Source organism: Massilia sp. LMS1-1-1.1 (assembly GCF_040815535.1).
GTDB lineage: Bacteria > Pseudomonadota > Gammaproteobacteria > Burkholderiales > Burkholderiaceae_D > Janthinobacterium > Janthinobacterium aestuarii.
The window spans coordinates 570398-594009 of sequence record NZ_JBFPNG010000012.1 but is presented as its reverse complement, the minus strand read 5'-3'; the positions used below and the strand labels follow the sequence as shown (position 1 = coordinate 594009).

The following is a 23612-nucleotide window of genomic DNA, read 5'->3' as shown; positions in this document are numbered from 1 at the left end:
ATTACTTGCCAGCGCGGGCGCGTGCCACGGCCGCTTCCAGATTCGTCCAGGCCGGCTGGTGGCTGCGGCTGCGGCGCAAATAGGCGGCCAGCTGAGCCACGTCGTTGTCCGTCAGCGAGGCGGCAAAGCCGGGCATCAGCACGCCGGGCATGGCTTCGTCCTTGCTCAAGCCGTGCAATATCACCTGGATCAGGTTGGCGGGATCGGGCGCGCTGACGGCGCTGTTCAGGCTCAGTTCCGGCCGCAGCGCCGCAGGCTGGCCATCGCTGTTCGAATGGCACGACGCGCAGGCGGCCACGTACAGGCTGGCGCCACGGTCGTTGTCGACCAGGCTGACGCGCTGCGAACGCTTGATGCCGGCTTTTACCACGGTATCGGTATCGACCTGGCGTTGTTCGGCGCCGGCCAGGTCCGCAAAATACACGGACAAGGCACGGATATCGCTATCGGGCGAGACGCCCATGCCTTCGTGCACGACGGACGACATGGGCCCGGCCGCCACGCCGTGCAGGGACGTCGCCCCCGTGCGCAAAAAGGCGTACAGCTCGTCCTGCGTCCACGGCAGCGGGGCCGTGTTGGCGCTGGTCAAGGCCGGCGCATACCAGTGGTCGATGGCCGCGCCCAGATAGGATGAGCCGGCAAGCTCGGCGCCCAGCGCATTGCGCGGCGTGTGGCAGGCGGCGCAATGGGCCAGGCCTTCGGCCAGGTAGCGGCCCCGGTTCCAGTCCAGGCCTTGCGCGGGATTGAGTTGATAGCTGGCCGGCTTGAAAAACAGCACCTTCCAGCCTGCCTGCAGCGGCCGCAAGTTCAACGGGAAAGGCACGCTGTTGGCGGGCGCCACCGCATACACGGGCGGGCGCGTCATGAAATACGCGTACAAGGCCGCCAGGTCCGCATCCGAGACGAGGTTGAAATGGGTGTACGGAAAGACGGGATACAAATGGGCACCGTCGCGGCCCACGCCTTCGCGCATGGCCCGCTGGAAGGCAGCCTGCGACCAGCGGCCGATGCCCGTTTGCCGGTCGGGCGTGATATTCGTCGCATAGATGGTGCCGAACGGCGTGGCCAGGCCGTGGCCGCCCGCGTACTCGGCGCCGCCCTTGGCCATATGGCAGGCGGCGCAATTGCCCATGCCGGCCAGGATGCGGCCCCGCTCCACCACTTGCGGGGAAAATGCCGTGACGGCAGGAGGATCGATGGGCGCCAGCGCTGGTCGCCAGTAATACAGATACGCGGCCAGGGCCGCCACGATGAGCAATGCCAGCGACAGCAGCAGGCCGGTGAAGATTTTCTTGAGCAAAACAGGAGTCCGGTAAAAGGCCAGGCACGCGCCTGCCGCGCACGGACGGCAGCAGCAGGGCAGATTGTGGCAATGAATGGGAGAATCTTACCGCGATTGTGACTTGTTGTATGTACGCAATGACACGCAGGTGCCGCCTGCAGGCGGGCTGCGCCTTATAATCAGCGTTTCAGCACGCCGCCGCTCCTTCATGCATACCGTTACCATCATCCTCATCCTCGTGTTGACCGTCGTCCTGTGCGGCTTTCTCGCCCGCTCGCGCTGGGTCAAACTGCCGCTGCCACTGATCCAGATCGCCGGCGGCACGGGATTGGCCGTGTTTGGCGTGCAAGTGCCGCTCGATCCCGACATCTTCTTCCTGCTCTTCATTCCGCCGCTGCTGTTTCTCGATGGCTGGCGCATTCCCAAGGGCGCCTTCTTTTCCGACGCGCGTTCGATCCTGATGCTGGCCATCGGCCTCGTGCTGTTTACCGTGCTGGGCATGGGCTTTTTCATCGACTGGCTGATTCCCAGCGTGCCGCTGGCCGTCGCCTTCGCGCTGGGCGCCATCCTGTCGCCGACGGATCCCGTGGCCGTCTCGGCAATCGCCGCAGGCAATCCGATCCCGCCGCGCCTGATGCACATCCTCGAAGGCGAATCGCTGCTCAACGACGCGTCGGGCCTCGTCTGCTTCACGTTTGCCGTGGGCGCCATGATGACGGGCGGCTTTTCCATCGGCGCCGCCTCGCTGAGTTTCCTGCAGGAAGCGGGTGGCGGCATCGTCATCGGTCTGGCCATCTCGTGGGGCGTGGGCCTGGCGAATAAGTGGCTGGTGAGCAAGGTGGGCGAAGAGCCGGGCCTGCAAATCCTCATCAGCATCCTGATCCCGTTTGCCGCCTACCTGGGCGCCGAGCAAATCCACGGCTCGGGCATCCTGGCCGCCGCCACGGCGGGCGTGTCCATGCATTACGCCGACCTGATCGGCCGCCCGCTGGCCGCCACGCGCACTCAGCGCAAGGCCGTGTGGGATACGGTGCAGCTGGTCTTGAATGGCGTGATCTTCGTCATGCTGGGCGCGCAGCTGCCCACCACCGTTGCCGGCTTGCCGGCCGCATCGGCCGAAATCGGCGCCGGCAGCGCCTGGAAACTGCCGCTGTTCGTCATCGCCATCACGGTGGGGCTGACCTTCATGCGCTTCCTCTGGGTCTTCATTTCCATGAAACTGACCCTGTTCAAGCACCACAAGAAGGTGGCCGGCGAACCGAAGGACGCGGCGCTGCTGGCCCGCCCCAGCCTGCGATTGCTGCTGGTGGCGTCGTTCGCGGGCGTGCGCGGCGCGCTGACCCTGGCCGGCATTTTGACCCTGCCCTTGTTCCTGCCCGATGGCACGCGCTTTCCCGCGCGCGACCTCGTCATCTTCCTGGCCATGGGCGTGATTTTGCTGTCGCTGCTGCTGGCCAGCGTCACCCTGCCCCTGCTGACCAAGGGCCTCGTCTTCGCGCCGCCCGCGCGCCGTTCAACGGAAGAGCGCAATGCCCGCGCCGCTGCCGCCGAAGCGGCCATCGCGCGGCTGGAAAAAGTGTGCGAAGGCATCGACAAGAATGACAAGCAGCAAGTCGTCACGGAAGCGGCCAACCGCCTGATCGAAGCCTACCGGCGCCGCCTCGCGTATGGCGAGAGCAGCAACGACGAGGCGATGCGGCTGCAGGAACTGGCCAGGGCCGAGCGCTCGCTGCGCCTGGAAGCGCTCAATGCGGAGCGCGATGAGCTGTTCCGCCGCCGCATCTCGGGCGAGCTGGACGACACCATCCACTTGCGCCTGCTGCGCGAAATCGACTTGCTGGAAGCGACATTGGAAGAATAACAACGATCTGTTGCAGGAAACAATGTTGATCAGGTAATTCTCATGGCAAAGAATGCAAGTTTCCACATTCGTGTTTATAATGCAAGGTTTTATGGCGTCATGCCGTGATTTACTTTCAACATGGACTTCCGTAGAGTATGTGTTGCAGAGTAACTATTTGAATAGCCACCCGACCTGCATAAAGACACCGACGCCGTGCCCTTCTCTCCCCGCCACCGGCAGCGCCCCGCGCCGCCCGTCCTGCTCGCTGTCGTGCTGCTGGCCTCGCTGCTCGCCTGCGCTGCGCTGGCGCCGTGCGCGGCGGGGGCGCAAACGGGCGCGGCTGCCGATGCCAGGCGCCCCGCCGAAGTGGCCCAGGTCCTGTTTGGCATCATCAGTTATGTGCGCTGGCCCGTGGCGCGCCAGGAAGTGCGCATCTGCATGCTCGGCGCACCCCGCTACGGCGCGGCCATCGTCGACACGCCCGCTTCCAGCCTGAGCCAGCGCATCCGCGTGAAAAGCCCGGCGATGGCCAGCGCGGCCAGCGAATGCGACGTCGTCTACCTGGGCAGCCTGCCCGAGAGCGAACGCGAGCACCTGCTGGCGCAGATCATCGGCAAACCGATTCTATCGGTCGCCGAACCGGGCACGTCCTGTACCGTGGGCACCATGTTCTGCCTGCGCCTGACCGAGGCGCAGATTGGTTTTGACGTCAATCTCGACGCCATTGCCCGCAGCGGCCTGCGCGTGCATCCGAACGCCTTGCAAATTGCACGTCGCAAGGGACCGCCGCCATGAGCGCCCGCATGAGCAACAAGCCTGCCCGCCAACCCCGCCGCACGCTCGACAGCGTGCTGCGGCGCGCCCACCTGAGCGTGTCGCTGATCGCCGTGCTGGCGGCCGGCCTGACCCTGACGGCCGTGGCGCTGCTGGCCCTGCGCGTGTATTCGGACCAGAACCTGCGCCTGGTGGCCCGTTCGATGAGCTATACGGTGGAAGGGGCCGTCGTCTTTGGCGACTCCATGGCCGCCAGGGAAGCGCTGGCCCTGATCGGCGTCAATGAAGATATCGACCAGGCGCAGGTGAGCGACCAGGACGGCAAGGTGCTGGCCCGCTGGGAACGGGGCGAACACGGCACGCGCTACTACATCGAGCGTGCGTTGACGGGCTGGATGCTGCCCGATTCGCTGACCTTCCCCATCATGCGCAATGACCAGGCCATCGGCAGCATCAAGCTGGTGCCGCACAGCCGCAGCCTGCTGCCCTTCCTGCTCAGCGGCCTCTCCTGCCTGCTCGCCTGCCTGGTGCTGAGCCTGGTCGTTGCCGTGCGCCTGTCGCGCAGCATGGAAACGGAAATCACGTCGCCCCTGCGCCACCTGGCGGAAACGGCCCACCGCGTGCGGCGCGACCGCTCGTTCGAACTGCGCGTGCCGCCGGCCAATATTGCCGAACTGAACCAGATCAATGACGACTTCAACGCCCTGCTCGACGAACTGGAAGCATGGCAAAGCCATCTGCAGAAGGAACACGCCTCGCTGTCGCACCGCGCCAACCACGACAGCCTGACGGGCCTGTCGAACCGCGCCTTCATGGAAGCGGAACTGGAACGCGCCATCCTCGACGCGCGGGTCGGCAATGGCAAGGTGGCCGTGCTGTTCCTCGACAGCGACCGCTTCAAGTACATCAACGACACCTTCGGCCATGCCTCGGGCGACCGCGTGCTGGTGACGATCGCCGCGCGCATCAAGCAGCAATTGCGCGAAGGCGACCTGGTGGCGCGCCTGGGCGGCGACGAATTCGCCATCGTGCTCAAGCCGCTGCGCAACAGCAGCGACGCCATGCACATCGCCGACAACATCATCGCCGCCATGGCGCAAGCCATTGAACTGCCCACTGGCAACAGCATCGTCAGCTCGCTGACCATCGGCGTGGCCGTCTTTCCCGATCACGCCATCGACGCCATCTCGCTCGTCGGCGCGGCGGACGAAGCCATGTACCGCGCCAAGCAGGCGCAGCGCGGCACGCGCCAGGTGGCGCGCCTGCCACAACCCCATATTCATCCCTGAACCAAGGAGCAACACCATGCAATTCATCTACACGCAATTACGCCGCGGCTTACTCGGCTTGTTCATGCTGGGCCTGCTGGCCGCCTGCCAGAGCACGCCAGAAATCAAACCGCTGTTCAACGCCGAGCAAGTGGCCACCTTGAAGGAACAAGGCTTCAACCAGACGGACGAAGGCTGGGAACTGAGCTTTACCGACAAGCTGCTGTTCGAATTCGACGCCGCCAAGCTGGTCCCGCCCAGCCGCAACGCCATCCAGAAAATCAGCGCCGCCCTGCTGAAAGTGGGCATCACGCACATGCGCGTGGAAGGCCATACGGATAACGAAGGCACGGAAGCGTACAACAACAAGCTGTCGCTGGCGCGCGCCAACGTGGTGGCCGACGCCATGAGCGCATCGGGCATTCCGCGCGAGAACATCACGGTCAAGGGCCTGGGCATGAGCAAGCCCGTGGCCTCGAACGCCAGCAAGACGGGCAAGGCGGAAAACCGCCGCGTCACCGTCATCGTTTCGGCGCCTTGAGGTGGGCGTGCCCGCCGTGCGCTGGGTCGTGATGGGCGTGTCCGGCTGCGGCAAGAGCGCCGTCGGCAGCCTGCTGGCCGACGCCTTGCACGTACCCTACGTGGAAGGCGACGAGGTGCATCCGCCGGAAAACGTGGCCAAGATGGCGGCCGGCATACCCCTCGACGATACCGACCGGGCCGGCTGGCTGGCCGCCCTGCGCGAGCGCATCGCCACGGCCCGCGCGCAAGGCAGCGGCCTCGTCGTCTCGTGTTCGGCCCTGAAGCGCGCCTACCGCGACGTGCTGCGCGAGGGCGACCCGGCCCTGCGCTTTATCCACCTGGACGGCCCGCGTGCCGTGCTGGAAAGCCGCTTGCAGCGCCCCAGCCATTTCATGCCGGCCAGCCTGCTCGACAGCCAGCTGGCCACCCTGCAGCCACTGCAGGCGGACGAGGCCGGCATGGTGCTCGACATCCGCCAGCCGCTGCCCGTTTTGCTGGAACAAATCCTGCAGGCGCCCTGACAGGCAGCCGCGCGGCTGGACAGCCCGCGGCCCCCTGTGTAGACTGGCGCGCACTTTCATGAGGGATTTTTATGAGCACACCAACGACAAAACCAGCACCGGGCCCGGAATTCTGGGAACGCGCCGACCAGGTCATCGCCCTGGCCAATGAGCAATGCATGCACAGCGGCGGCAATGAAGTGGCCACCTCGCTGCTGTACGCAGCTGCCCGCTTCAACGCCTTCCTCGTCGCCAGCAAGAGCAACGACGTGGCCAAGATGCAGGAAGAGAAGGAAGGCGCCGTGGCCTTCTTCACGGAACAGTACAAGCGCATGCTGACCGACAACTTCAACGACTACATCACCAACTTCGACAAATACACGCAACCGTCGTCGGCTCCCAAGGGCTGATGACGGCGGCCAGCCTGGACAGGCACCGCGCCCGCGCCACCCACGCCGATAGCGTGTTGCACGGCACGGTGCGCTTTGCGCCTTTACCATCGCTATGGCTGACGGCCATGCTGGCCGGCGCCGTGACGGGCGCCCTGTGCTTCTTCAGCTGGACCGGCCTGCTGCTGTTTGCGGCCGGCACGGCCATCGTCCTGCTGTTCGGCCACTCGCTGGGCAGCCACCGCAAGCTGATCCATGACAGCTTTGAATGCCCGCAATGGCTGGAATATGCGCTCGTCTACCTGGGCGTGCTGGTGGGCCTCAGCGGCCCGCTGGGCCTGCTGCGCCAGCACGAACTGCGCGACTATGCGCAGCGCCTGCCCGATTGCCACCCCTATTTGCGCCACGGCGCCGGCTTCTGGCGTGATGCCTGGTGGCAATTATTCTGCCGCCTGGAACTCGACCACCCGCCGCACATCGCCATCGAGCCGCGCATCGCGCACGACCGCTTTTACCGTTTCCTGGAAAGAAGCTGGATGCTGCAGCAACTGCCATGGGCCGTGCTGTTCTTCGCCTGGGGCGGCTGGGGCCTGGTCTGCTGGGGCGTCTGCGCGCGGGTCAGCGCCGGCGTGCTCGGCCATTGGCTGATCGGCTACTTCGCCCACAACCATGGCCAGATGCACTTCCACGTCGACGGCGCCGCCGTGCAAGGCCGGAATATCCGCCTGACGTCGCTGCTGACCATGGGCGAATGCTGGCACAACAACCATCACGCGTATCCGGGCTCAGCCAGGCTGGGCCTGCTGCCGGGGGAATGGGACCCGGGCTGGTGGATGCTGCTGCTGTTGCGGCGCCTGGGCCTCGTCTCCGCCCTGCGCCTGCCGGATGACTTGGCGCCGCGGCCGGAACTGCGCGAAACCGCTGGCCGCAGATAGTTATTGACCAATCGTTCACCAATGCATATAGTGGTGCCAGAAACAGGGCATCCCGCCCCGTCGCACCCATCGCCTACCTACCATGGCCAGACCGCGCAATTTTGATGAAGCCACCGTCACCAGCCAGGCCGCCGCCGTCTTTGGCAGCCTGGGCTACAACGCCGCGTCGGTCGATGACCTGGTCAAGGCTACGGGTTTGCTGCGCGGCAGCCTGTACAAGGCTTTCGGCTCCAAACGCCATCTGTTTGAGCGCGTGCTGACGCAAGCACTGCAGCCTGGCTGGCCGGCGCGGGAAGAAGCGGTCGATTTGCTGATCATCGCATTGAAGGAACTGGCGCCCTCTGACGCCGCCATCACGGCGCTGTGCCGTGCCGCCGTACTGGACACGGGCGCCGATACGTCCCGCCTGCTGGGCGAACGCCTGTTAAGCCATCTGGATCAACCACCGAAGGAGACACCATGCCTAGCCTCGAATTGAACGACGATGCACTGACCATCCGCCTGGCCCTGCGGGAAAAACTGGCGTCCTTTCAGGGCAACCTGTGCATTCCCCTGCAGCATGTGCGTGGAGCCACCGACGATGACGGATTCCGCGGCGCGGCCCTTGGCTTGCGCGCACCGGGCACCAACCTGCCGGGAGTCATTTCGGCAGGCACTTATCACAAGGGCGGCGACCGCCAGTTCGTCTTCATGACGCGCGGCATGCAGCCACTGGTCATCGAATTGCAAGGCGAAAAATGGGCGCGCCTGGTGCTGGGCGTGCCTGATGCACGCGCCATGGCGGCGCGCATCAATGCGCTGGCCATGGCGCCAGCCTGAAGCATCAGTCCGGTTCGCCAACCAGATAGTTGTTCTTCACGCGCACATAGTGCTCGGCCGAATAGCGCAGGTAGGCGATTTCCGCTTCCGTCAGCGCGCGCACCTTGGCGGCGGGGCGGCCCACGTACAGGTGGCCGCTTTCCAGCACCTTGCCCGGCGACACGAGGCTGCCCGCGCCCAGCATTACGTGTTTTTCCACCACCACGTCATCCATGACGATGCTGCCCATGCCGATCAAACACTCGTCGCCAATCGTGCAGCCGTGCAAGATGACGGAGTGGCCGATGGTCACGTATTTGCCGATGGTCAACGGTGAACCGTCAGGCTTGGCCGCATTCCTGTGCGACACGTGACCCATGGAAAAGTCCTGGATATTGCTGCCTTCGCCGATGACGATGCGGTTGACGTCGCCGCGCAGCACGCTGTTGCACCAGATCGAGCAGTCGTCGCCGATCTGTACGTCGCCAATCACTTGCGCCGTGTCATGCAGGTAGACGCGCTCGCCCACGACGGGGCGGGTATTCAGATAGGAACTTATGGGCATAGTCTTCTCGTTTCTTCAATATTAAACAACAGGATTCACACCCAGCCGGCGGCCAGCGCAAAAATCGCCAGGCCATGGGCCAGGGACGCGCCCAACAAACCGGCACGGCAATATACCAGCCCCGCCACCACGCCTTCGATCACGGTAAAGACGACGATGGGCGCACCCACCTGCGTGACGGTGGTGGCAAGAAAAGCGTGGCACAGGCCAAACAGCAGGCCCGACACGAGCGCCGCGCGCCAGGCCGGCAGCCAGGCGCGCAATTGCTGCTGCAGCAAGCCGCGAAACAGCAATTCTTCATAACAGTTGGCCGCCAGCGCAAAGCCCAGCAGCAAGGGCAGCATGGATGGCGCGACGGGCGGCAGGGACGGCAAGCCAAACAGCGCTTTCAAGCCCGTCGCCAGCGCGATGATCACGCAAGCGCCCGCCACGCCCAGCAGCACGGACAGGACCGGCCGCATGCCCAGCCAGTGGATCTGGCGGCGCGCCTCGCTTTCCAGCCAGCACGTGCTGGTCACCAGCCCCAGCGACATGGCGCCCAGCGCCAGCAAGACCAGCGGCGGTGCCGTGAAGCGCAAGCCGCCCGCCGCCACTTGCCAGTAGCCGTGCGCCGTCATCGCGTCGCGTGCCAGCACGAAAAACATGATGTGCACGAGCACGCGCAGCAGCGGCACCGTCCGGGGAACGGCAAGCAGCAAGGCGGCGCAGACGAGGAAGGCGGGCGTGATCGCCAGCAGATACTGCGCCAGGGAAGTCAGGTCGGCCATCGTTCACATCGGGAAAAGGACGGTGCCAACGGGCACGGGCGCAGCAATTGTATGCGGCGGCTGGCAAAATGGGCAAATATCCAGGCTATGCCGCCTTGCGCCCCCAATGCATCAGCCCGTGTGCCGCCAGTCCCGCCGCCAGCCCCCACAGGGCGCCGCCCACGCCCAGCAGGGTCACGTTCGCAGCCGTCGCCAGGAAAGTAATCAAGGCCGTTTCGCGCATGCGCACGTCCGCCATCGCCTGCGCCAGGCTGTTGCCGATGGCGCCCAGCAAGGCCAGGCCCGCCAGCGCCGTGATGAAGGGACGCGGCAAGACCATGAACAGGCTGGCCAGGGTGACGCCGAAGACACCCACGAGGATATACAGCACACCGCAAGCCAGGCCTGCGACATAGCGCTTCGACGGGTCCGCATGGGCATCCTTGCCCGTGCAGATGGCGGCCGTGATGGCGGCCACGTTGAAAGCGTGCGCGCCAAATGGCGCCATGAGCAGCGAACCGAGTCCCGTCACCGTCAGAATGGGATTGGCGCTGACCTGGTAGCCGTCATTGCGCAGCACCAGCATGCCGGGCATGTATTGCCCAGTCAAGGTGATCAGGAACAGGGGCAGCGCCACGCCCAGCAGGGACGCCACGGAAAAGCGCGGCATCTCGAACACGGGCGCGGCCAAGGCCAGTTCGATGCCTTGCGCATCGATGCGCCCCTGCGCCAGCAGCAGGGCCAGGCCGATCAGCATGATGCCGACCACGGCAAAGCGTGCCGTAAAGCGGCGCAGCACCGCGTACGACAACAGCAACACCACCACCAGCACGGGATCGGCGCTGGCGCCGCCGAACGCGTTCACGCCGAACTGCAGCAGGATGCCGGCCAGCAGACCGGCCGCGATGCCACCGGGGATCAGCCGCACGAGACGTTCGAAGGCGCCGGACATGCCCAGCAGAATGAAGGCGATGGCGGAAATGATATAGGCGCCGATCACCTCGGCATACGGCGTATGCGGCATGACGGTGGCGAGAAAAGCCACGCCGGGCGTGGACCAGGCCGTGATGATGGGCGCGCGGTAGCGGTAGCTGAGCCAGATGCCCGTCACGCCCACGCCGATGCTCAGCGACCAGACCCAGGATGCCGTCTGCGCCGCGCTCAGCTGGGCCAGCTGGGCCGCCTGGAACACCAGCACGAAGGTGCCGCCATAGTTGACGAGGACGGAAATGAAGGCAGCCATGGCGGGGGACGCCAGGTCGCGCCAGCGCGCCCGGTCGGCCATGGCGGCGGTTGTTGTGGTTGTTGTCATGTATATGCCTCTGCCATTGAAAGCCAGCATATTAATGGTTGTATGGACTGCTCAAGCATGCCAATTTATTCACATCCAACAGACCACTTGGATAATCAACCCAGCGCGCGGGCCAGGCGGACGATGCCGCTGTCGATCTCGTGCGGGGTCAAGGCCGCAAAACCCAGCAGCCAGCCGCCGCGCGCCGGCGGCGTCGCGTACAAGCGGCTCAGGCCCGGCAGCACGATGCCCGCCTGCGCCGCCAGGCGTATCGTGTCCAGCTCCACCCTGCCCTCGTGCAGCAGACAGGGCATCTGCAAGCCGCCCGGCGGCAGCTGCGCCGTGACCACGTGCGGCAGGTGCCGCTGCACGGCCTGCGCCATCGCATCGCGGCGCACGGCATAGACCTTGCGCATGGCGCGCACATGGGCCGCGAAATGGCCATCGGCGATGAAACGGGCCAGTGTCAGCTGGTCCAGTTGCGGCGTATGGCCGTCGAGAATGCTGCGCGCATGGGTCATCGGTTTCACCAGCGCGGGCGGCAGCACCATGTAGCCGATGCGCAGGCCCGGATACAGCGACTTGGCGAAGGTGCCCAGGTAAATCGTGCGCTGCTGCGTGTCGAGCCCCTGCACGCACGCCGTCGGCATGCCCGCGTAGTGGAACTGGCTGTCGTAATCGTCCTCGATGATCCAGCCCTGGCGCTCGGCCGCCCAGGCAGTGAGGGCCAGGCGGCGCTCGAGCGCCAGGGTGGCGCCCGTCGGGTATTGATGCGACGGCGTGACGTATACCGTGTTGGCCCCGCTGCGGTCCGCTCGCAGGTGTGCGATGGACAAGCCATGCGCATCGACGGGCACGGGCACGACGCGCAGCTGCGCCATCTCGAACGCCTTGCGCGCGCCGAAATAGCCGGGGTCTTCCATCAGGATGGGGCCATGCGCATCGGCCAGCACTTGCGCGCACAGGTACAGGGCCTGGCGCGTGCTGCTCAGCACCAGCACCTGGCCGGCCGTGGCCCGCGCGCCCCGCTCCAGGTTCACATAGTCGGCGATGGCCTGGCGCAAAGGCTCGGCCCCTTGCGGGTCGCCGTGCAGCAGCACATGGTGTTCGCTGGCCGCCTGGCGCCGCAAGCGCTCCCACACGTCAAGCGGAAAAGCCCGCGTTTCCGGCAAGCCCGTGGCAAACGCCTTCACGCTCTGCTGGTCGGCCACGCCGCCGCTGGCGAGAATCTGCGCGCCGCGTGTGCTGAGCGCCACCGGCTGCGCCGGCATGGACAACGGCGCCACCGCCGGCTTGCCCAGCAAGCTCGCGCCTATCGTCGGCGAGACAAAACTGCCCGATCCCGCCTGGCGCTGGATATAACCGTCCAGGCGCAGCTGCGCGTACGCCATTTCCACCGTATCGCGCGACACGCCCAGCGACTGCGCCAGCGCGCGCGTGGCCGGCAGGCGCAGGCCCGGTGGCAGCACGCCATCGAGTATCAGCTGGCGCAGCGCGCGCTGCACGCGCACGCGCAAATCGAGCGCCGCCAGTTCGGGCGCGGCGATGCGGATTTTCAGCGTGTCGAGTTCGAACTGCGGCGTCATAGGGCCTTGGCGCGGACGGCATCCACGGCGGCCATGCTGCTGTCCAACGAAAAACCGTGCTGCTGCAGCACGGCCACCAGCTGTTCGCCGGCGCAGCCCAAACGCAGGTTTTCCGCCACCCAGTCCTGCCAGGCCGCACCGATCTCCTGCATGGGCTCGGGCGCCAACGTGAGGCCGAGTATGCATTTGGCCAGCAAGCCGTTGATGCGTTTCGTGTCGATCAGGTGCTGCACCACGGCGTGGCCCGACTGGGGAAACGGGTGCAGGGTGCATTGACCATAGGCGGCCAGGCGCTGCGCGTGCATGGCGTCGAGGTTGACCGATTCGCTGGCGCTGGCGCCAGGGTTAGCTACATCCGGTCGGGCCGCGTCAGGCCGCGTGCCGAACACCAGGTGCAGCTGCGTATGCTCGGTTGCCCTGGCGCGGCACAGGGCCGCCAGGTCGTAATAGCCGGAGGCTGGCGGGTCTTGCGCCAGCGATTCCATCACGGGCAGCCAGCGCAGCTCATGGTACAAGCGCGCCTGCTGCACGTCGAGGAAGGACAGCGGTCCGAAGGCGACGATCTGCTGCACGTCCAGCAGCAAGCCATACATGACGGCCGCGTACGCGCCCATGGACTGGCCGATGGTCGTGACCTGGCTGGGCGCGATGCGGCGCACGAGTTCGCGCAAGGCTTGCGCCGTCTCGTCGACATGATTGCCCAGGCCTGCGATGCGGCGGTGGTACCAGGCATTGCCCGAATCGCGTACGAAGATCTTGTTCAGGTGCTGGCCGCTGGCCTGCTCCAGCTTTCTCAGGCGCCCGTAAAAATCGAAGGCGGGACGCGTGGTCCACGAGACGAAACCGAAGGCGATCACCAGCGGCGCGCCGGGCACGATGCGGTCGACCAGCACGTCGTCGTCAGTGGTGGCGACCAGTCGATTATCCAGCGCTTGCGCTTGCAGCATCGGCCCGGCTCCCCGATCAACGTTAAAGAAAGCATGAGTTTAATGCCAGGACTGGCAAAATGGAAACAATCACCGCTGCCGTGCGCTGAGCGGCGCGAAAAACCTGCTAGTCTGCAGGCATTCCCCCTCACAGGAGCATCCCATGCCGCATCGCCTGAAATACCTTCCTCTTGCCGCCGCCATCGCCATGGCCGGTGGTTGCGCGGCCACCAGCGACAGCGCCAAGCCGAACGCCAGCCTGGCGCCGCAGGCCAGCCTGACGAACACCTACTGGAAGCTCACACAGCTCGATGGCGCGCCGGTGGCGATGGCGCCGCAGCAGGAGCGCGAAGTGCGCATCACCCTTACCGCCGATGGCAAAGTCACCGGTTTCACGGGCTGCAACCGCGTCATGGGCGGCTATACCGTGGCCGGCACGGCCCTGCGCTTCACCCAGCTGGCCGGCACGCGCATGGCCTGCCCGCCCCCTTTGATGCAGCTGGAAAGCGCCGTGCTGGCCAATTTGAACAGCGTGACGGGCTACCAGCTCGAAGGCGAGAAGCTGATCCTGCTCAAGGATGGCGCGCCCGTGGCCAGGTTTGAATCGGTGTACCTGTAGGCTGTCATCCGGCAGCAGGTCAGATGACCTTGAAGATTTCCAGCCCCCGCTGATTGCGCAAGCAGTACACTTGCTCAGATTGAAATGAGACGACAAATTTGCAGGGGCTCGATTCCACCAGGCAGGCAACGACTTCGCGCAAGGTGCTGCTGCAGGCATCGTATTCATCGCTGTTGTAGCGGAAATTGATCCTGTATTCCACCCGCCAGTCCTGCGGCGACGGCAGAAATTCGGCAAGCACGCAGTCAGGGCTGGCGCTTCCCATACCTTGCTCAATGCTCCTGATACGGACATAAAAACTCAGGCCTGGCTCGGGGAACCAGCCATTGAAGCCCCTGTCGCTCGGCTCGACGTCCTGCGCCCCGCAGCGCATCAATACGTCGGTCAATACCCATTGCTCCAGCTGCGCATCCGCTTCCAACGAAAACTCGATTGCCACTATCTGTCCTTGTCCGTATCTTGCCGGCCACGATGACCGGTGCGCTGAATGTAGCACAGCACGCATATTGCGCTTTCACCTTACAATGGGCGCTTGCAAAAAAGCCTCGACCAACCTGCCTGGAAGGAAGCCATGTCCGCACTGCCCTCGCCGTCTTCATCCCCGACACCATCGGCCGCTGGCCGCTACCGCGCTTTTCTGTTCGACATGGACGGCACCGTCATCAATTCCATCGCCGCCGCCGAACGCATCTGGGGCACGTGGGCGCAGCGCCAGGGCCTCGACGTGGCGGCCTTTTTGCCCACCATCCACGGCGCGCGCTCGGTCGACACCATCGCCAAACTGCGCTTGCCCGGCGTCGACGCGCAGCGCGAGTCGCAGGGCATCACGGATGCGGAAATCATCGATGTGGAAGGGATCATTGAAATCGCGGGTGCGCTGCGCTTTTTGGAATCGCTGCCGCCCGCGCAATGGGCCATCGTCACCTCGGCGCCGCGCGCGCTGGCCACGGCGCGCCTGAAGGCGGCCGGCATGCCGATACCGGCCATCATGGTGACGGCGGAAGACGTCAAGGCGGGCAAGCCGAAACCCGATTGCTACCTGCTGGCGGCTGAAAAACTGGGCGTGGCGCCCTCCGACTGCCTCGTGTTCGAAGATGCGTCGGTGGGCATCGAGGCGGGCGAAGCGGCCGGTGCGAAGGTCATCGTCGTCACGGCCACGCATGCGCACCCGCTGGCCACGCGCCACCCGGCCATCGACAATTATGAAGCCATCGTGGCAAGCGTCGATGGCGACGGCTTTATTGTCCTGGCCGAGACGGCTGCAGTACGCGCGACAAGATAGCCTGCTCCAGCGCGGCGAAGGCCGCATGGCCGCGCTGTCGCGGGCGCGGCAAGTCCACCTGCACGTCCATGGTGATCTGGCCATCCTCGATCAGCAGCACCCGGTCGGCCAGGGCCACGGCTTCGGCCACGTCATGCGTCACCAGCACGGCCGTGAAACCGCGCGCCAGCCATAGCGACTCGATCAGTTGCTGCATCTCGATGCGCGTCAGGGCGTCGAGCGCGCCCAAAGGTTCGTCGAGCAGCAGCAGTTGCGGCTCGTGCACGAGGGCGCGCGCCAGCGCCACCCGCTGTTTCTGCCCGCCCGACAGGGCCGACGGCCAGTCGTCGGCCCGTTCGGCCAGGCCCACCGTCCACAGCGAGGCGGCCGCCGCGCCGACGGAACGGGGCAGGCCCAGGGCCACGTTATCGAGCACCGTTTTCCACGGCAGCAGACGCGATTCCTGGAACATGATGCGGATATCGGGCGCGCCCACGCCGCTGCCGATGGCGATTCTGCCGTCATCGGCACTTTCCAGTCCTGCGATCGAGCGCAGCAAGGTGCTCTTGCCGCAGCCGCTGCGCCCGACGATGGCGACAAATTCTCCCGCTTCCAGCTGCAGGTCGACGTTCTTCAAAACAGGACGTTCGCCATAGGCCTTGCTCAATTGCGTCAGCTCCAAAGGCACGCCACGGCGCGCCAAGGGAGCTTGCGGCGCGGCCTTGGCCTGCGGCGGCGCACTGGCCGGGTCGTATTGCACGAAGTGCGACAAAAAATCCGTTTCGATCTGGATGGGGGCAAGCAGCATGGTGTCTTCCTTCGTCATTTCGTCACTATCGGTAAGCGGGATTCCAGCGCAGGCAGTGGCGCTCCAGCCGGCGCGAGAACAGATCGGCCAGCTTGCCCAGCAAGGCGTACAGCAAAATCCCCACCAGCACCACGTCCGTTTGCAAAAATTCGCGCGCATTCATGGTCATGTAGCCGATGCCGGCCTGCGCCGAGATGGTTTCGGCGACGATCAGCAGCACCCACACGAGGCCCAGCGAAAAGCGCACGCCGACCAGAATCGAGGGCATGGCGGCCGGCAGGATCACGTCGCGGTACAAAGGCCAGCCGGACAAGCCATAGCTTTTCGCCATTTCGATCAAGCCCTGGTCGGCCGAACGGATGCCGTGGAAGGTATTCAGGTAGACGGGAAAGAAGACGCCGACGGCCAGCAAAAACAGCTTGGCCGTTTCGTCGATGCCGAACCACAGGATCACCAGCGGAATCAGGGCCAGCGCGGGGATGTTGCGCACCATTTGCAGGGTTGTGTCGAGCAGGGTTTCCGCGTGGCGGAAACTGCCCGTCAATAGCCCCAGCAGCAAGCCCAGTCCCGCGCCGACGGCAAAACCGACCGTCGCGCGCCACAAGCTCGTTTTCAGGTGCAGCCACAGTTCGCCCGACACGGCCAGGTGCCAGAACGCTTTCGCCACGGCCCACGGCTCGGGCAGGATGCGGCTCGACAGCCAGCCCCACTGCGCCGCCAGTTGCCAGGCCAGCAGCAGCGCCACGGGCAAGGCCCACGGCGCCAGCGAATCACGCCACGGCTCGCCGCCTGCCCGTCGTATGGAGCCGGCCGCCATCTCAGGCCGCCTTTTTCTGCGGTGCGGCAGGCACGATATTGCTGGCCATGACTTCGCCGAAGGGACCCGTCAGTGACTGCTCACCCACGGCCTTGCCCTTGCCCAGTAGCGGAAACACCAGTTCGGCGAAGCGGTACGACTCTTCCAGATGCGGGTAGCCCGAGAAAATGAAGGTGTCGATGCCCAGGTCCGCGTATTCCTGCATGCGCGCCACCACGGTCGGGCCGTCGCCGACGAGGGCCGTGCCCGCGCCGCCGCGCACCAGGCCCACGCCGGCCCACAGGTTCGGCGACACTTCGAGCTTGTCGCGCCGCCCGCCATGCAGGGCCGCCATGCGCTGCTGGCCCACGGAATCCATCTTGCCGAACGCCGCCTGCGCCTTGGCGATGATGTCGTCGTCCAGGTGGCTGATCAGTTCATCGGCCGCGCGCCAGGCCGCTTCGTTCGTTTCGCGCACGATCACGTGCAATCGGATGCCAAACCGGACCGTGCGGCCTTTTTTTGCCGCGCGCGCGCGGATGTCGGCAATCTTTTCCGCGACGGCGGCCGGCGGCTCGCCCCACGTCAGGTAGACGTCCATCTGCTCGGCCGCCAGTTCATGCGCCGGTTCCGACGAGCCGCCGAAATACAGCGGTGGATACGGCTTTTGCACGGGCGGATACAGGGTTTTTGCACCCTTCACCTGGATATGCTTGCCCTCGAAATCGTAGCCGGCTGCGCCGCCCTCGCCCGCCAGCGTGGCGCGCCACACCTTGATGAATTCATCGGAGATTTCATAACGCTTGGCGTGGTCGGCAAACAGGCCGTCCGCTTCCAGTTCGCCCTGGTCGCCGCCCGTGACGACGTTGATCAGGAGGCGCCCGTTCGACAGCCGGTCGAACGTGGACGCCATGCGCACGGCCAGGCCGGGCGTGGACAGGCCGGGACGGATGGCGACGAGGAATTTGAGCTTTTGCGTCACGCTGATCAGCGACGACGCCACCACCCACGCATCTTCGCAGGAGCGGCCCGTCGGCAGCAGCACGCCGTCGTAGCCGAGCGTGTCGGCGGCCACGGCCACCTGGCGCAAATAATCGGCATCGACGGGACGCGCGCCCTGCGACGTGCCCAGATAGCGGCTGTCGCCGTGGGTAGGGATAAACCAGAAGACATTCAATGACATGGTGCGCTTTCCTTTGCTTGTTTATTTTGTGCTGGTGGCCAGCTGGCGCGCCGGCAGCAGCGCGTCCTTGACGACGATCGGTTTCGGGATCAGCTTCAGGCTGGAAAACGCATCGGCCACCCTTTGCTGCGAAGCGATGACGTCGACCGACACGGGTTTGACGCCATACGCATAGCGCGAGGCGGCCAGCGCCACGACATCCTTGCCCAGCCCCGTCTGTGCCGACAGGATCGTCGCCACTTCGTCCGGGTTGTTGCGGCCCCAGTCATCGACCTTGGCCACTTCATCGAGCACGATGCGCAGGATCTCGGGATTTTTTTCCGCATACGTGCGCGAAGCCAGGTAGAACTGGTAGTTCGCCACCAGGCCCTTGCCATCGGCCAGCACGCGCGCACCCAGCTGCTTTTCGGCGGCCGCCAGGAACGGGTCCCAGATGGCCCACGCATCCACGCTGCCCCGCTCGAAGGCGGCGCGCGCATCGGCCGGCGGCAGGAACACGGGCTGGATATCGGCGTACGCGACACCGGCCTTTTCCAGCGCCTTCAATAACAGGTAATGCACGTTCGAACCCTTGTTCAAGGCGATTTTCTTGCCCTTCAAATCGGCCAGGGTGCGCAGGCCGGAACCCTTGGGCACGACGATGGCTTCGCTGGCCGGCGACGCCGGCTCATTGCCGACGTAGACCAGGTTGGCGCCGGCCGCCTGGGCAAAGATCGGCGGCGCCTCGCCCACAGTGCCGAAATCGATGCTGCCCACGTTCAAGCCTTCCAGCAGCACGGGGCCGGCCGGGAACTCCGTCCATTTCACGCCCACGCCCTGTTCGGCCAGGCGTTTTTCCAGGGTGCCGCGCCCTTTCAGCAGGGTCAAGGTGCCGTATTTCTGGTAGCCGATACGCACCTGCACCTGGACCTCCCCTTTGGCCTGCGCCTGCGCCGCGACCGGCATGCCGGCCGCCATCACGCCGGCAGCGGCGGCAAACAGCAGGCCCAGGGTGGTACGGCGCGAAAGTCGTTGTGCGTGGCGGTGTGTCATGGCAGTTCCTTGGTCGGTGAATAATCAGGCGGCTTGATAGTGGGGCGCATACGGCTGGTCTTGCAGCGAACGCACGGGGTGCGGGATCTCGGCTGGCGCGGGCGGACGCTGCCCCTGCAGCACGAACAGGCCCGTGGAGAGTTCCTCGATGCCGGCTTGCACGCGGTCGGCGATCGGCGCGTCCAGGCTCAGGCCCCCTTCTTCGCGCCACGCCAGCTGCTGCGCATTGGCATAGATGCTGGTGAAGACTTGCTTGGCGCCCAGCGCATGGAGCACGGGACGCAGCGCATAGTCGAGCGCCAGGGTGTGGGCATGGCCGCCGCCCGTGGCCAGCGGCAGCACCAGCTTGCCGGCCAGGCCATCTTGCGGCAGCAAGTCGAGGAAGGCTTTCAGCAGCCCTGTATAGGACGCCTTGTAGATGGGCGTGGCGATCACGATGGCGTCGGCGTCGGCCACGGCGCGCACGGCGCGGGCGATTGCCGCATCGTCGTAGTCGGCCAGCAGCAAGGCACTCGCCGGCAAGTCGCGCACATGCAGCTGGGCGTAGCTGTGGCCTTGCAGCACCAGCTGTTCGCCGATATGCAGCAGCAGGCGGCTGGAACTCGATGGGAGTTGCGGGCTACCGCCCAATAACAAGATGCTCATGTGATGCCCGTCCCTGTAGGTTGTCGAAAGTGGCGTTGCTCGGATGCTTGCAGCCTATCGCCATCAGAAGCCCAGTAAAACGAATGCTTTCGCGCTTCGATATGCGTTTTTTGACTATCCGGGCCTGACGCCCCGCAAGCGAAGGCGCTCATCCCCGCATGGTTTTTTTCGCATATCCATGCGCGGTTTTCTTCGTGTACGGCGCACGCGGGGCGGTGCAATATCGGCGTCATCGTCTTTCTGGAACCTCACTCATGTCTAGCGTTTTTCTCCATGCCGCCCGTCCCCAGCCGCCTGTGCCGGAACCCCTGCAGGACGCCATCAGCATCGCCACGTCGTTGGCCGCACGCCTGGCTGAAACGGCCAATGCCCGCGACCAGGCCGGCGGCCATGCGGCGCAGGAACGCGAATGGCTGCGCGAGTCGGGCTTGCTGACCCTGTCGATTCCCGTGGAATTCGGCGGCCAGGGCGCGTCGTGGCCTCTCGTCTATCAAGTGATCCGCATCCTGGCGCGCGCCGACAGCGCACTGGCGCACGTCTTCGGCTTCCACCATTTGCAGCTGGCCGGCTTGCAGCTGTATGGCAGCGCGCAGCAGCAGCGCCGCCTGCTCACCTTGACCGTCGACGAGCGCCTGTTCTGGGGCAATGCCTTGAATCCCCTCGACAAACGGGTCACGGCCGCCGACAGCGGCGACGGCTATATCCTCGACGGCATCAAGAGTTTTTCCTCCGGTTCCGTGGGGTCCGACTGGCTGACCGTCTCCGCCTGGCACGCGCCCACGCAGACGGCGCTGATCGCCGCCCTGCCCACGCGCCAGGACGGCGTGACCGTGCAGGCGGACTGGGACGCCTTCGGCCAGCGCCAGACGGACAGCGGCAACGTGCACTTCCAGAATGTCGCCCTGCCGCGCGACCTCGTGCTGCAGGCGCCCGCGCAGGCCCCCACGCCGCAAGCGACCGTGCGCTCGCAGATCGCGCAGCTGATCATGAGCAACCTCTATCTGGGCATCGCCGAAGGCGCGTTCGAGGCGGCGCGCCAGTACACGGACGAACAGACGAAAGCCTGGTTTGCCTCGGGCGTGGCCAAGGCAACGGACGACCCCTTGGTGCAGCACCGCTATGGCCAGCTATGGCTGTTGCTGCGCCCCGCGCAAGTGCTGGCCGACTTGGCAGCGCAGGAGCTGGAAACGGTATTTCGCAAAGGCGCGCTGGTGACGGCGCGCGAACGGGGCTTGCTGGCCGTCTCCGTGGCCGAAGCCAAATGCCTGGCGCACAAGGCGGGACTCGAGATCAGCAGCCAGATGTTCGAACTGACGGGCGCCCGTTCCACCTCGGCCCAGTATGGATTCGACCGCTACTGGCGCAACGTGCGCGTGCATACCCTGCACGACCCCATCGACTACAAGCTGCGCGACCTGGGACGCTTTGCCTTGAACGGCACGGTACCCGAGCCGACGGCGTACTCGTAAAACCACGGCTTGGGCGAATCGATACATTTACGCAGTAGGCTATTCAGCGGACTTCCGGGGTCAGTCGCTTCGCGATCGGAATACATCCCATTGGGACGTATTTCCCCCGGCGGGTCTGACCCCAGTTCTTCACTAAGCAGGAGTTAACATGTCCATCACCCGCCGCAGCATCATCCTCACCGCCCTGTCACTCGCCCTGGCTGGCGGCTGCGCCCACGCCAAGGACCCGAAAGACATCACCATCGGCACCAGCGCCGGGCCGTACGCGGACCAGATCAAGCTGGGCATCAAGCCTATCCTGGAAAAGCAGGGCTACAAGGTCAAGCTGGTCGAGTTCAATGACTACATCCAGCCGAACTTCGCGCTGGCCGAGGGTTCGCTCGACGCCAACGTGTTCCAGCACATCGTCTACCTGAAGAAATTCGCGCTGGAGCACAAGCTGGCCCTGACGGACCTGATCACGATCCCCACGGCGCCGATTGCCATCTACAGCAAGAAGCACAAGACCCTGGACGACGTGAAGGAAGGCACGACGGTGGGCTTGCCGAACGATCCGACCAACCAGGCTCGCGCGCTGGTGCTGCTCGACCAGCTGGGATGGATCAAGCTGCGCGCCAGCTTCGACCCCGTGCGCGCGTCGGAAAAGGATATCGCCGTCAACACGAAGAAAATCAAGCTGCTGCCGCTGGAAGCGGCGCAGCTGCCACGTTCGCTGGGCGACACCGATTACTCCTTCATCAACGGCAATTACGCGCTGGCGTCAGGTCTGAAACTGACGGAGGCGCTGGTGGCCGAGAAAATCTCGCCCAACTACATCAACCTGGTGGCCATCCGCACGGCCGACAAGGACAAGCAGTTCGCGAAGGACCTGGCGGCCGCCTACCGCTCGCGCGAGTTCCTCGACATCACAAACAAGCACTTTGCCGGCTATTCGAAACCCGATTACCAGCAAGCGTTGCAGACGGCAGCCAAATAAACCATGGCAAAGACGATACGCTTCAACGCCTTCCAGATGAATACCGTCGGCCACCAGTCGCCGGGGCTGTGGACGCATGCGCGCGACCGCAGCCACCGCTACACGGATCCCGCACACTGGACGGAACTGGCGCAGCTGCTGGAAGCGGGCCTGTTCGACGCGGTGTTCCTGGCCGACGTGCTGGGCGTGTACGACGTGTACCGGGGCAGCCTCGATGCGGCCCTGGAACACGGCGTGCAAGTGCCGCTGAACGATCCGCTGGCGCTCGTGCCCATCATGGCGCAGGCGACCACGCACCTGGGTTTCGGCGTCACCTGCGCCCTCACCTATGAACACCCGTACACGTTCGCGCGGCGCATCTCCACGCTCGACCACCTGACGGGTGGGCGCATCGGCTGGAACATCGTCACCGGCTACCTCGATAGCGCGGCGCGCAACCTGGGCTTGAGCCAGCAACTGGGCCACGACGAGCGCTACGACCTGGCCGACGAATACCTCGATGTCGTCTACAAGCTGTGGGAAAAGAGCTGGGACGACGACGCCGTCGTCAACGACAAGGTGCGCGGCATCTACGCCGATCCGGCCAGAGTCCATCCGATCAACCATGCCGGGCGCCACTATCAGGTGCCCGGTATCCATTTGTGCGAGCCGTCGCCGCAGCGCACGCCGCTGCTGTACCAGGCGGGCACCTCTCCGCGCGGCACGCGCTTCGCGGCGCGCCATGCGGAAGCGACCTTCGTCAGTGGCCCCAGCAAGACGGTGGTCAAGCTCTACGCCGACGATTTGCGCGCCGCCGTGCGGCAAAGCGGGCGCGATGGCGACGCGCTGCTGATCTACGCGCAGGCGCTCGTGATCACAGGCGCCACGGAAGAAGAAGCGCGCGCCAAGCATGCCGGCTACCTGCGCCACGTGAATATCGAGGCGGCGCTCGTGCTGCTGTCCGGCTGGACGGGCGTCGATTTCAGCCGCTACCCGCTCGACGCCACCATCGACTACATCGATTCCCCCGCCGGCCGCTCGGCGCTGGCCTCGTTCAGCCAGGCCGACCCGGACCGTACGTGGACGGTGCGTGAAGCAGCCGAATACATCGGCCTGGGCGGGCGCGGCCCCGTGCTGGTGGGGGATGCGCGCCAGGTGGCCGACCAGCTGGAAAGCTGGCTCGATGAAACGGGCATCGACGGCTTCAACCTCGCCTTCGCCGTCGCCCACGACAGCATGGCAGACGTGGTGGCCCACATCGTACCGGAACTGCAGCGGCGCGGCCGCTACCGCACCCAGTACGAGGAAGGCAGCTTGCGCCACAAAGTCTTCGGCCAAGGCCCGCGCCTGCCCGCCGATCACGCGGGGCGCCTGGTCAGCATCGCGCCCGCAGACGCCGCCCTGGCGGCGGCCTGACAC

General features: G+C 65.4%; 26 protein-coding genes. 14 read left to right on the top strand and 12 right to left on the bottom strand.

The features are described 5' to 3' along the window. Window position 1: 1 nt before the first annotated feature. Window positions 2-1300: a cytochrome c gene (locus MRBLMS1_RS12665; protein WP_485879626.1), complete on the bottom strand. Its 1299-nt coding sequence runs from the start codon at window positions 1298-1300 to the stop codon at window positions 2-4. A 190-nt stretch (window positions 1301-1490) separates the two neighbouring features. Between MRBLMS1_RS12665 and MRBLMS1_RS12660 the strand changes: the two genes are divergently transcribed. From MRBLMS1_RS12660 to MRBLMS1_RS12620, 9 genes are all read left to right on the top strand, one after another. Continuing rightward, complete coding sequence (locus MRBLMS1_RS12660) at window positions 1491-3143, top strand: Na+/H+ antiporter (protein WP_046683790.1); 1653 nt, start codon at window positions 1491-1493, stop codon at window positions 3141-3143. Window positions 3144-3338: 195 nt separating this feature from the next. Continuing rightward, a complete protein-coding gene (gene yfiR / locus MRBLMS1_RS12655; protein WP_485879625.1) occupies window positions 3339-3920 on the top strand; it encodes a regulatory sequestration protein YfiR in 582 nt (193 codons plus the stop codon). A gap of 8 nt (window positions 3921-3928) precedes the next feature. Continuing rightward, window positions 3929-5188: a diguanylate cyclase DgcN/YfiN gene (dgcN, locus tag MRBLMS1_RS12650; protein WP_181877856.1), complete on the top strand. Its 1260-nt coding sequence runs from the start codon at window positions 3929-3931 to the stop codon at window positions 5186-5188. 16 nt (window positions 5189-5204) lie between these two features. Further along, on the top strand, window positions 5205-5708 hold the full coding sequence (gene yfiB / locus MRBLMS1_RS12645; RefSeq protein WP_485879624.1) for an outer membrane lipoprotein YfiB: 504 nt from the start codon (window positions 5205-5207) through the stop codon (window positions 5706-5708). A 7-nt stretch (window positions 5709-5715) separates the two neighbouring features. Continuing rightward, window positions 5716-6210, top strand: coding sequence for a gluconokinase (locus tag MRBLMS1_RS12640; RefSeq protein WP_485880086.1), 495 nt, complete (start codon window positions 5716-5718; stop codon window positions 6208-6210). A 71-nt stretch (window positions 6211-6281) separates the two neighbouring features. After that, complete coding sequence (locus tag MRBLMS1_RS12635) at window positions 6282-6599, top strand: DUF3144 domain-containing protein (protein WP_034782889.1); 318 nt, start codon at window positions 6282-6284, stop codon at window positions 6597-6599. Further along, window positions 6599-7513 (top strand): acyl-CoA desaturase, encoded by a 915-nt coding sequence (locus tag MRBLMS1_RS12630; RefSeq protein ID WP_485879623.1) that lies wholly within the window; start codon window positions 6599-6601, stop codon window positions 7511-7513. Before MRBLMS1_RS12635 ends, MRBLMS1_RS12630 begins: the two co-directional genes overlap by 1 nt. Window positions 7514-7595: 82 nt before the next feature. Then, window positions 7596-7991: a helix-turn-helix domain-containing protein gene (locus MRBLMS1_RS12625; protein ID WP_485879622.1), complete on the top strand. Its 396-nt coding sequence runs from the start codon at window positions 7596-7598 to the stop codon at window positions 7989-7991. Next, complete coding sequence (locus MRBLMS1_RS12620; RefSeq protein ID WP_485879621.1) at window positions 7973-8332, top strand: hypothetical protein; 360 nt, start codon at window positions 7973-7975, stop codon at window positions 8330-8332. Before MRBLMS1_RS12625 ends, MRBLMS1_RS12620 begins: the two co-directional genes overlap by 19 nt. A 4-nt stretch (window positions 8333-8336) precedes the next feature. Here MRBLMS1_RS12620 and MRBLMS1_RS12615 read toward each other — a convergent pair whose 3' ends face one another. The 5 genes from MRBLMS1_RS12615 to MRBLMS1_RS12595 all read right to left on the bottom strand — a co-directional run bounded on the left by MRBLMS1_RS12615 (window position 8337) and on the right by MRBLMS1_RS12595 (window position 13446). Beyond that, window positions 8337-8876: a gamma carbonic anhydrase family protein gene (locus MRBLMS1_RS12615; RefSeq protein WP_485879620.1), complete on the bottom strand. Its 540-nt coding sequence runs from the start codon at window positions 8874-8876 to the stop codon at window positions 8337-8339. Window positions 8877-8911: 35 nt separating this feature from the next. Next, the gene (locus MRBLMS1_RS12610; RefSeq protein WP_485879619.1) at window positions 8912-9643 is read right to left on the bottom strand and encodes a CPBP family intramembrane glutamic endopeptidase; all 732 of its coding nucleotides are present in this window, start codon (window positions 9641-9643) and stop codon (window positions 8912-8914) included. An 85-nt stretch (window positions 9644-9728) separates the two neighbouring features. Beyond that, window positions 9729-10907 (bottom strand): benzoate/H(+) symporter BenE family transporter, encoded by a 1179-nt coding sequence (locus MRBLMS1_RS12605; protein ID WP_456151062.1) that lies wholly within the window; start codon window positions 10905-10907, stop codon window positions 9729-9731. 122 nt (window positions 10908-11029) lie between these two features. Then, window positions 11030-12499, bottom strand: coding sequence for a MocR-like pyridoxine biosynthesis transcription factor PdxR (gene pdxR, locus MRBLMS1_RS12600; RefSeq protein WP_485879618.1), 1470 nt, complete (start codon window positions 12497-12499; stop codon window positions 11030-11032). Continuing rightward, window positions 12496-13446: a hypothetical protein gene (locus MRBLMS1_RS12595; protein ID WP_485879617.1), complete on the bottom strand. Its 951-nt coding sequence runs from the start codon at window positions 13444-13446 to the stop codon at window positions 12496-12498. Before MRBLMS1_RS12595 ends, pdxR begins: the two co-directional genes overlap by 4 nt. A 142-nt stretch (window positions 13447-13588) precedes the next feature. On the opposite strand from MRBLMS1_RS12595, the gene MRBLMS1_RS12590 reads away from it, so the two are divergent. Further along, the gene (locus MRBLMS1_RS12590) at window positions 13589-14044 is read left to right on the top strand and encodes an META domain-containing protein (RefSeq protein WP_485879616.1); all 456 of its coding nucleotides are present in this window, start codon (window positions 13589-13591) and stop codon (window positions 14042-14044) included. A 19-nt stretch (window positions 14045-14063) separates the two neighbouring features. Here MRBLMS1_RS12590 and MRBLMS1_RS12585 read toward each other — a convergent pair whose 3' ends face one another. Then, window positions 14064-14483 (bottom strand): hypothetical protein, encoded by a 420-nt coding sequence (locus MRBLMS1_RS12585; protein ID WP_485879615.1) that lies wholly within the window; start codon window positions 14481-14483, stop codon window positions 14064-14066. Between the two features lie 132 nt (window positions 14484-14615). Between MRBLMS1_RS12585 and MRBLMS1_RS12580 the strand changes: the two genes are divergently transcribed. Continuing rightward, window positions 14616-15326, top strand: a complete 711-nt coding sequence (locus MRBLMS1_RS12580; RefSeq protein WP_485879614.1) for an HAD-IA family hydrolase — start codon at window positions 14616-14618, stop codon at window positions 15324-15326. On the opposite strand, the gene MRBLMS1_RS12575 is transcribed toward MRBLMS1_RS12580, so the two are convergent. From MRBLMS1_RS12575 to ssuE, 5 genes are read right to left on the bottom strand one after another with little or no spacing between them, the layout of a single operon-like run. Continuing rightward, window positions 15283-16113, bottom strand: coding sequence for an ATP-binding cassette domain-containing protein (locus tag MRBLMS1_RS12575; protein ID WP_139092365.1), 831 nt, complete (start codon window positions 16111-16113; stop codon window positions 15283-15285). The two genes, MRBLMS1_RS12580 and MRBLMS1_RS12575, sit on opposite strands and share 44 nt — an antisense overlap. A gap of 25 nt (window positions 16114-16138) precedes the next feature. Further along, window positions 16139-16930 carry an aliphatic sulfonate ABC transporter permease SsuC gene (gene ssuC, locus MRBLMS1_RS12570; protein WP_485879613.1) on the bottom strand — a complete coding sequence of 264 codons (792 nt, stop codon included), beginning with the start codon at window positions 16928-16930 and terminating at the stop codon, window positions 16139-16141. A gap of 1 nt (window position 16931) precedes the next feature. Further along, window positions 16932-18092, bottom strand: a complete 1161-nt coding sequence (ssuD, locus tag MRBLMS1_RS12565; protein WP_070279091.1) for an FMNH2-dependent alkanesulfonate monooxygenase — start codon at window positions 18090-18092, stop codon at window positions 16932-16934. A gap of 21 nt (window positions 18093-18113) precedes the next feature. Continuing rightward, entirely contained in the window at window positions 18114-19124 is a 1011-nt protein-coding gene (locus tag MRBLMS1_RS12560) for a sulfonate ABC transporter substrate-binding protein (RefSeq protein WP_485879612.1), read from the bottom strand. Window positions 19125-19148: 24 nt separating this feature from the next. Next, window positions 19149-19769: an NADPH-dependent FMN reductase gene (ssuE, locus tag MRBLMS1_RS12555; protein ID WP_128139761.1), complete on the bottom strand. Its 621-nt coding sequence runs from the start codon at window positions 19767-19769 to the stop codon at window positions 19149-19151. Window positions 19770-20023: 254 nt separating this feature from the next. Here ssuE and MRBLMS1_RS12550 point away from each other — a divergent pair, with 254 nt between their 5' ends. The 3 genes from MRBLMS1_RS12550 (at window position 20024) to MRBLMS1_RS12540 (ending at window position 23609) form a co-directional block, all read left to right on the top strand. After that, window positions 20024-21238, top strand: coding sequence for an acyl-CoA dehydrogenase family protein (locus MRBLMS1_RS12550; RefSeq protein ID WP_485879611.1), 1215 nt, complete (start codon window positions 20024-20026; stop codon window positions 21236-21238). A 148-nt stretch (window positions 21239-21386) separates the two neighbouring features. Continuing rightward, window positions 21387-22214, top strand: a complete 828-nt coding sequence (locus MRBLMS1_RS12545) for a MetQ/NlpA family ABC transporter substrate-binding protein (RefSeq protein WP_456149285.1) — start codon at window positions 21387-21389, stop codon at window positions 22212-22214. Between the two features lie 3 nt (window positions 22215-22217). After that, window positions 22218-23609, top strand: a complete 1392-nt coding sequence (locus MRBLMS1_RS12540; protein WP_128139764.1) for an LLM class flavin-dependent oxidoreductase — start codon at window positions 22218-22220, stop codon at window positions 23607-23609. Window positions 23610-23612 lie beyond the last annotated feature (3 nt).

What these genes read in the sequence shown, in the direction of transcription:
- MRBLMS1_RS12660 (WP_046683790.1), top strand. Translation starts at nt 1,491, where the DNA reads ATGCATACCGTTACCATCATCCTCATCCTCGTGTTGACCGTCGTCCTG.
- dgcN (WP_181877856.1), top strand. Translation starts at nt 3,929, where the DNA reads ATGAGCAACAAGCCTGCCCGCCAACCCCGCCGCACGCTCGACAGCGTG.
- yfiB (WP_485879624.1), top strand. Translation starts at nt 5,205, where the DNA reads ATGCAATTCATCTACACGCAATTACGCCGCGGCTTACTCGGCTTGTTC.
- MRBLMS1_RS12635 (WP_034782889.1), top strand. Translation starts at nt 6,282, where the DNA reads ATGAGCACACCAACGACAAAACCAGCACCGGGCCCGGAATTCTGGGAA.
- MRBLMS1_RS12630 (WP_485879623.1), top strand. Translation starts at nt 6,599, where the DNA reads ATGACGGCGGCCAGCCTGGACAGGCACCGCGCCCGCGCCACCCACGCC.
- MRBLMS1_RS12625 (WP_485879622.1), top strand. Translation starts at nt 7,596, where the DNA reads ATGGCCAGACCGCGCAATTTTGATGAAGCCACCGTCACCAGCCAGGCC.
- MRBLMS1_RS12620 (WP_485879621.1), top strand. Translation starts at nt 7,973, where the DNA reads ATGCCTAGCCTCGAATTGAACGACGATGCACTGACCATCCGCCTGGCC.
- MRBLMS1_RS12615 (WP_485879620.1), bottom strand. Translation starts at nt 8,876, where the DNA reads ATGCCCATAAGTTCCTATCTGAATACCCGCCCCGTCGTGGGCGAGCGC.
- MRBLMS1_RS12610 (WP_485879619.1), bottom strand. Translation starts at nt 9,643, where the DNA reads ATGGCCGACCTGACTTCCCTGGCGCAGTATCTGCTGGCGATCACGCCC.
- MRBLMS1_RS12605 (WP_456151062.1), bottom strand. Translation starts at nt 10,907, where the DNA reads ATGGCCGACCGGGCGCGCTGGCGCGACCTGGCGTCCCCCGCCATGGCT.
- pdxR (WP_485879618.1), bottom strand. Translation starts at nt 12,499, where the DNA reads ATGACGCCGCAGTTCGAACTCGACACGCTGAAAATCCGCATCGCCGCG.
- MRBLMS1_RS12595 (WP_485879617.1), bottom strand. Translation starts at nt 13,446, where the DNA reads ATGCTGCAAGCGCAAGCGCTGGATAATCGACTGGTCGCCACCACTGAC.
- MRBLMS1_RS12590 (WP_485879616.1), top strand. Translation starts at nt 13,589, where the DNA reads ATGCCGCATCGCCTGAAATACCTTCCTCTTGCCGCCGCCATCGCCATG.
- MRBLMS1_RS12580 (WP_485879614.1), top strand. Translation starts at nt 14,616, where the DNA reads ATGTCCGCACTGCCCTCGCCGTCTTCATCCCCGACACCATCGGCCGCT.
- MRBLMS1_RS12575 (WP_139092365.1), bottom strand. Translation starts at nt 16,113, where the DNA reads ATGCTGCTTGCCCCCATCCAGATCGAAACGGATTTTTTGTCGCACTTC.
- ssuC (WP_485879613.1), bottom strand. Translation starts at nt 16,930, where the DNA reads ATGGCGGCCGGCTCCATACGACGGGCAGGCGGCGAGCCGTGGCGTGAT.
- ssuD (WP_070279091.1), bottom strand. Translation starts at nt 18,092, where the DNA reads ATGTCATTGAATGTCTTCTGGTTTATCCCTACCCACGGCGACAGCCGC.
- MRBLMS1_RS12560 (WP_485879612.1), bottom strand. Translation starts at nt 19,124, where the DNA reads ATGACACACCGCCACGCACAACGACTTTCGCGCCGTACCACCCTGGGC.
- ssuE (WP_128139761.1), bottom strand. Translation starts at nt 19,769, where the DNA reads ATGAGCATCTTGTTATTGGGCGGTAGCCCGCAACTCCCATCGAGTTCC.
- MRBLMS1_RS12550 (WP_485879611.1), top strand. Translation starts at nt 20,024, where the DNA reads ATGTCTAGCGTTTTTCTCCATGCCGCCCGTCCCCAGCCGCCTGTGCCG.
- MRBLMS1_RS12545 (WP_456149285.1), top strand. Translation starts at nt 21,387, where the DNA reads ATGTCCATCACCCGCCGCAGCATCATCCTCACCGCCCTGTCACTCGCC.
- MRBLMS1_RS12540 (WP_128139764.1), top strand. Translation starts at nt 22,218, where the DNA reads ATGGCAAAGACGATACGCTTCAACGCCTTCCAGATGAATACCGTCGGC.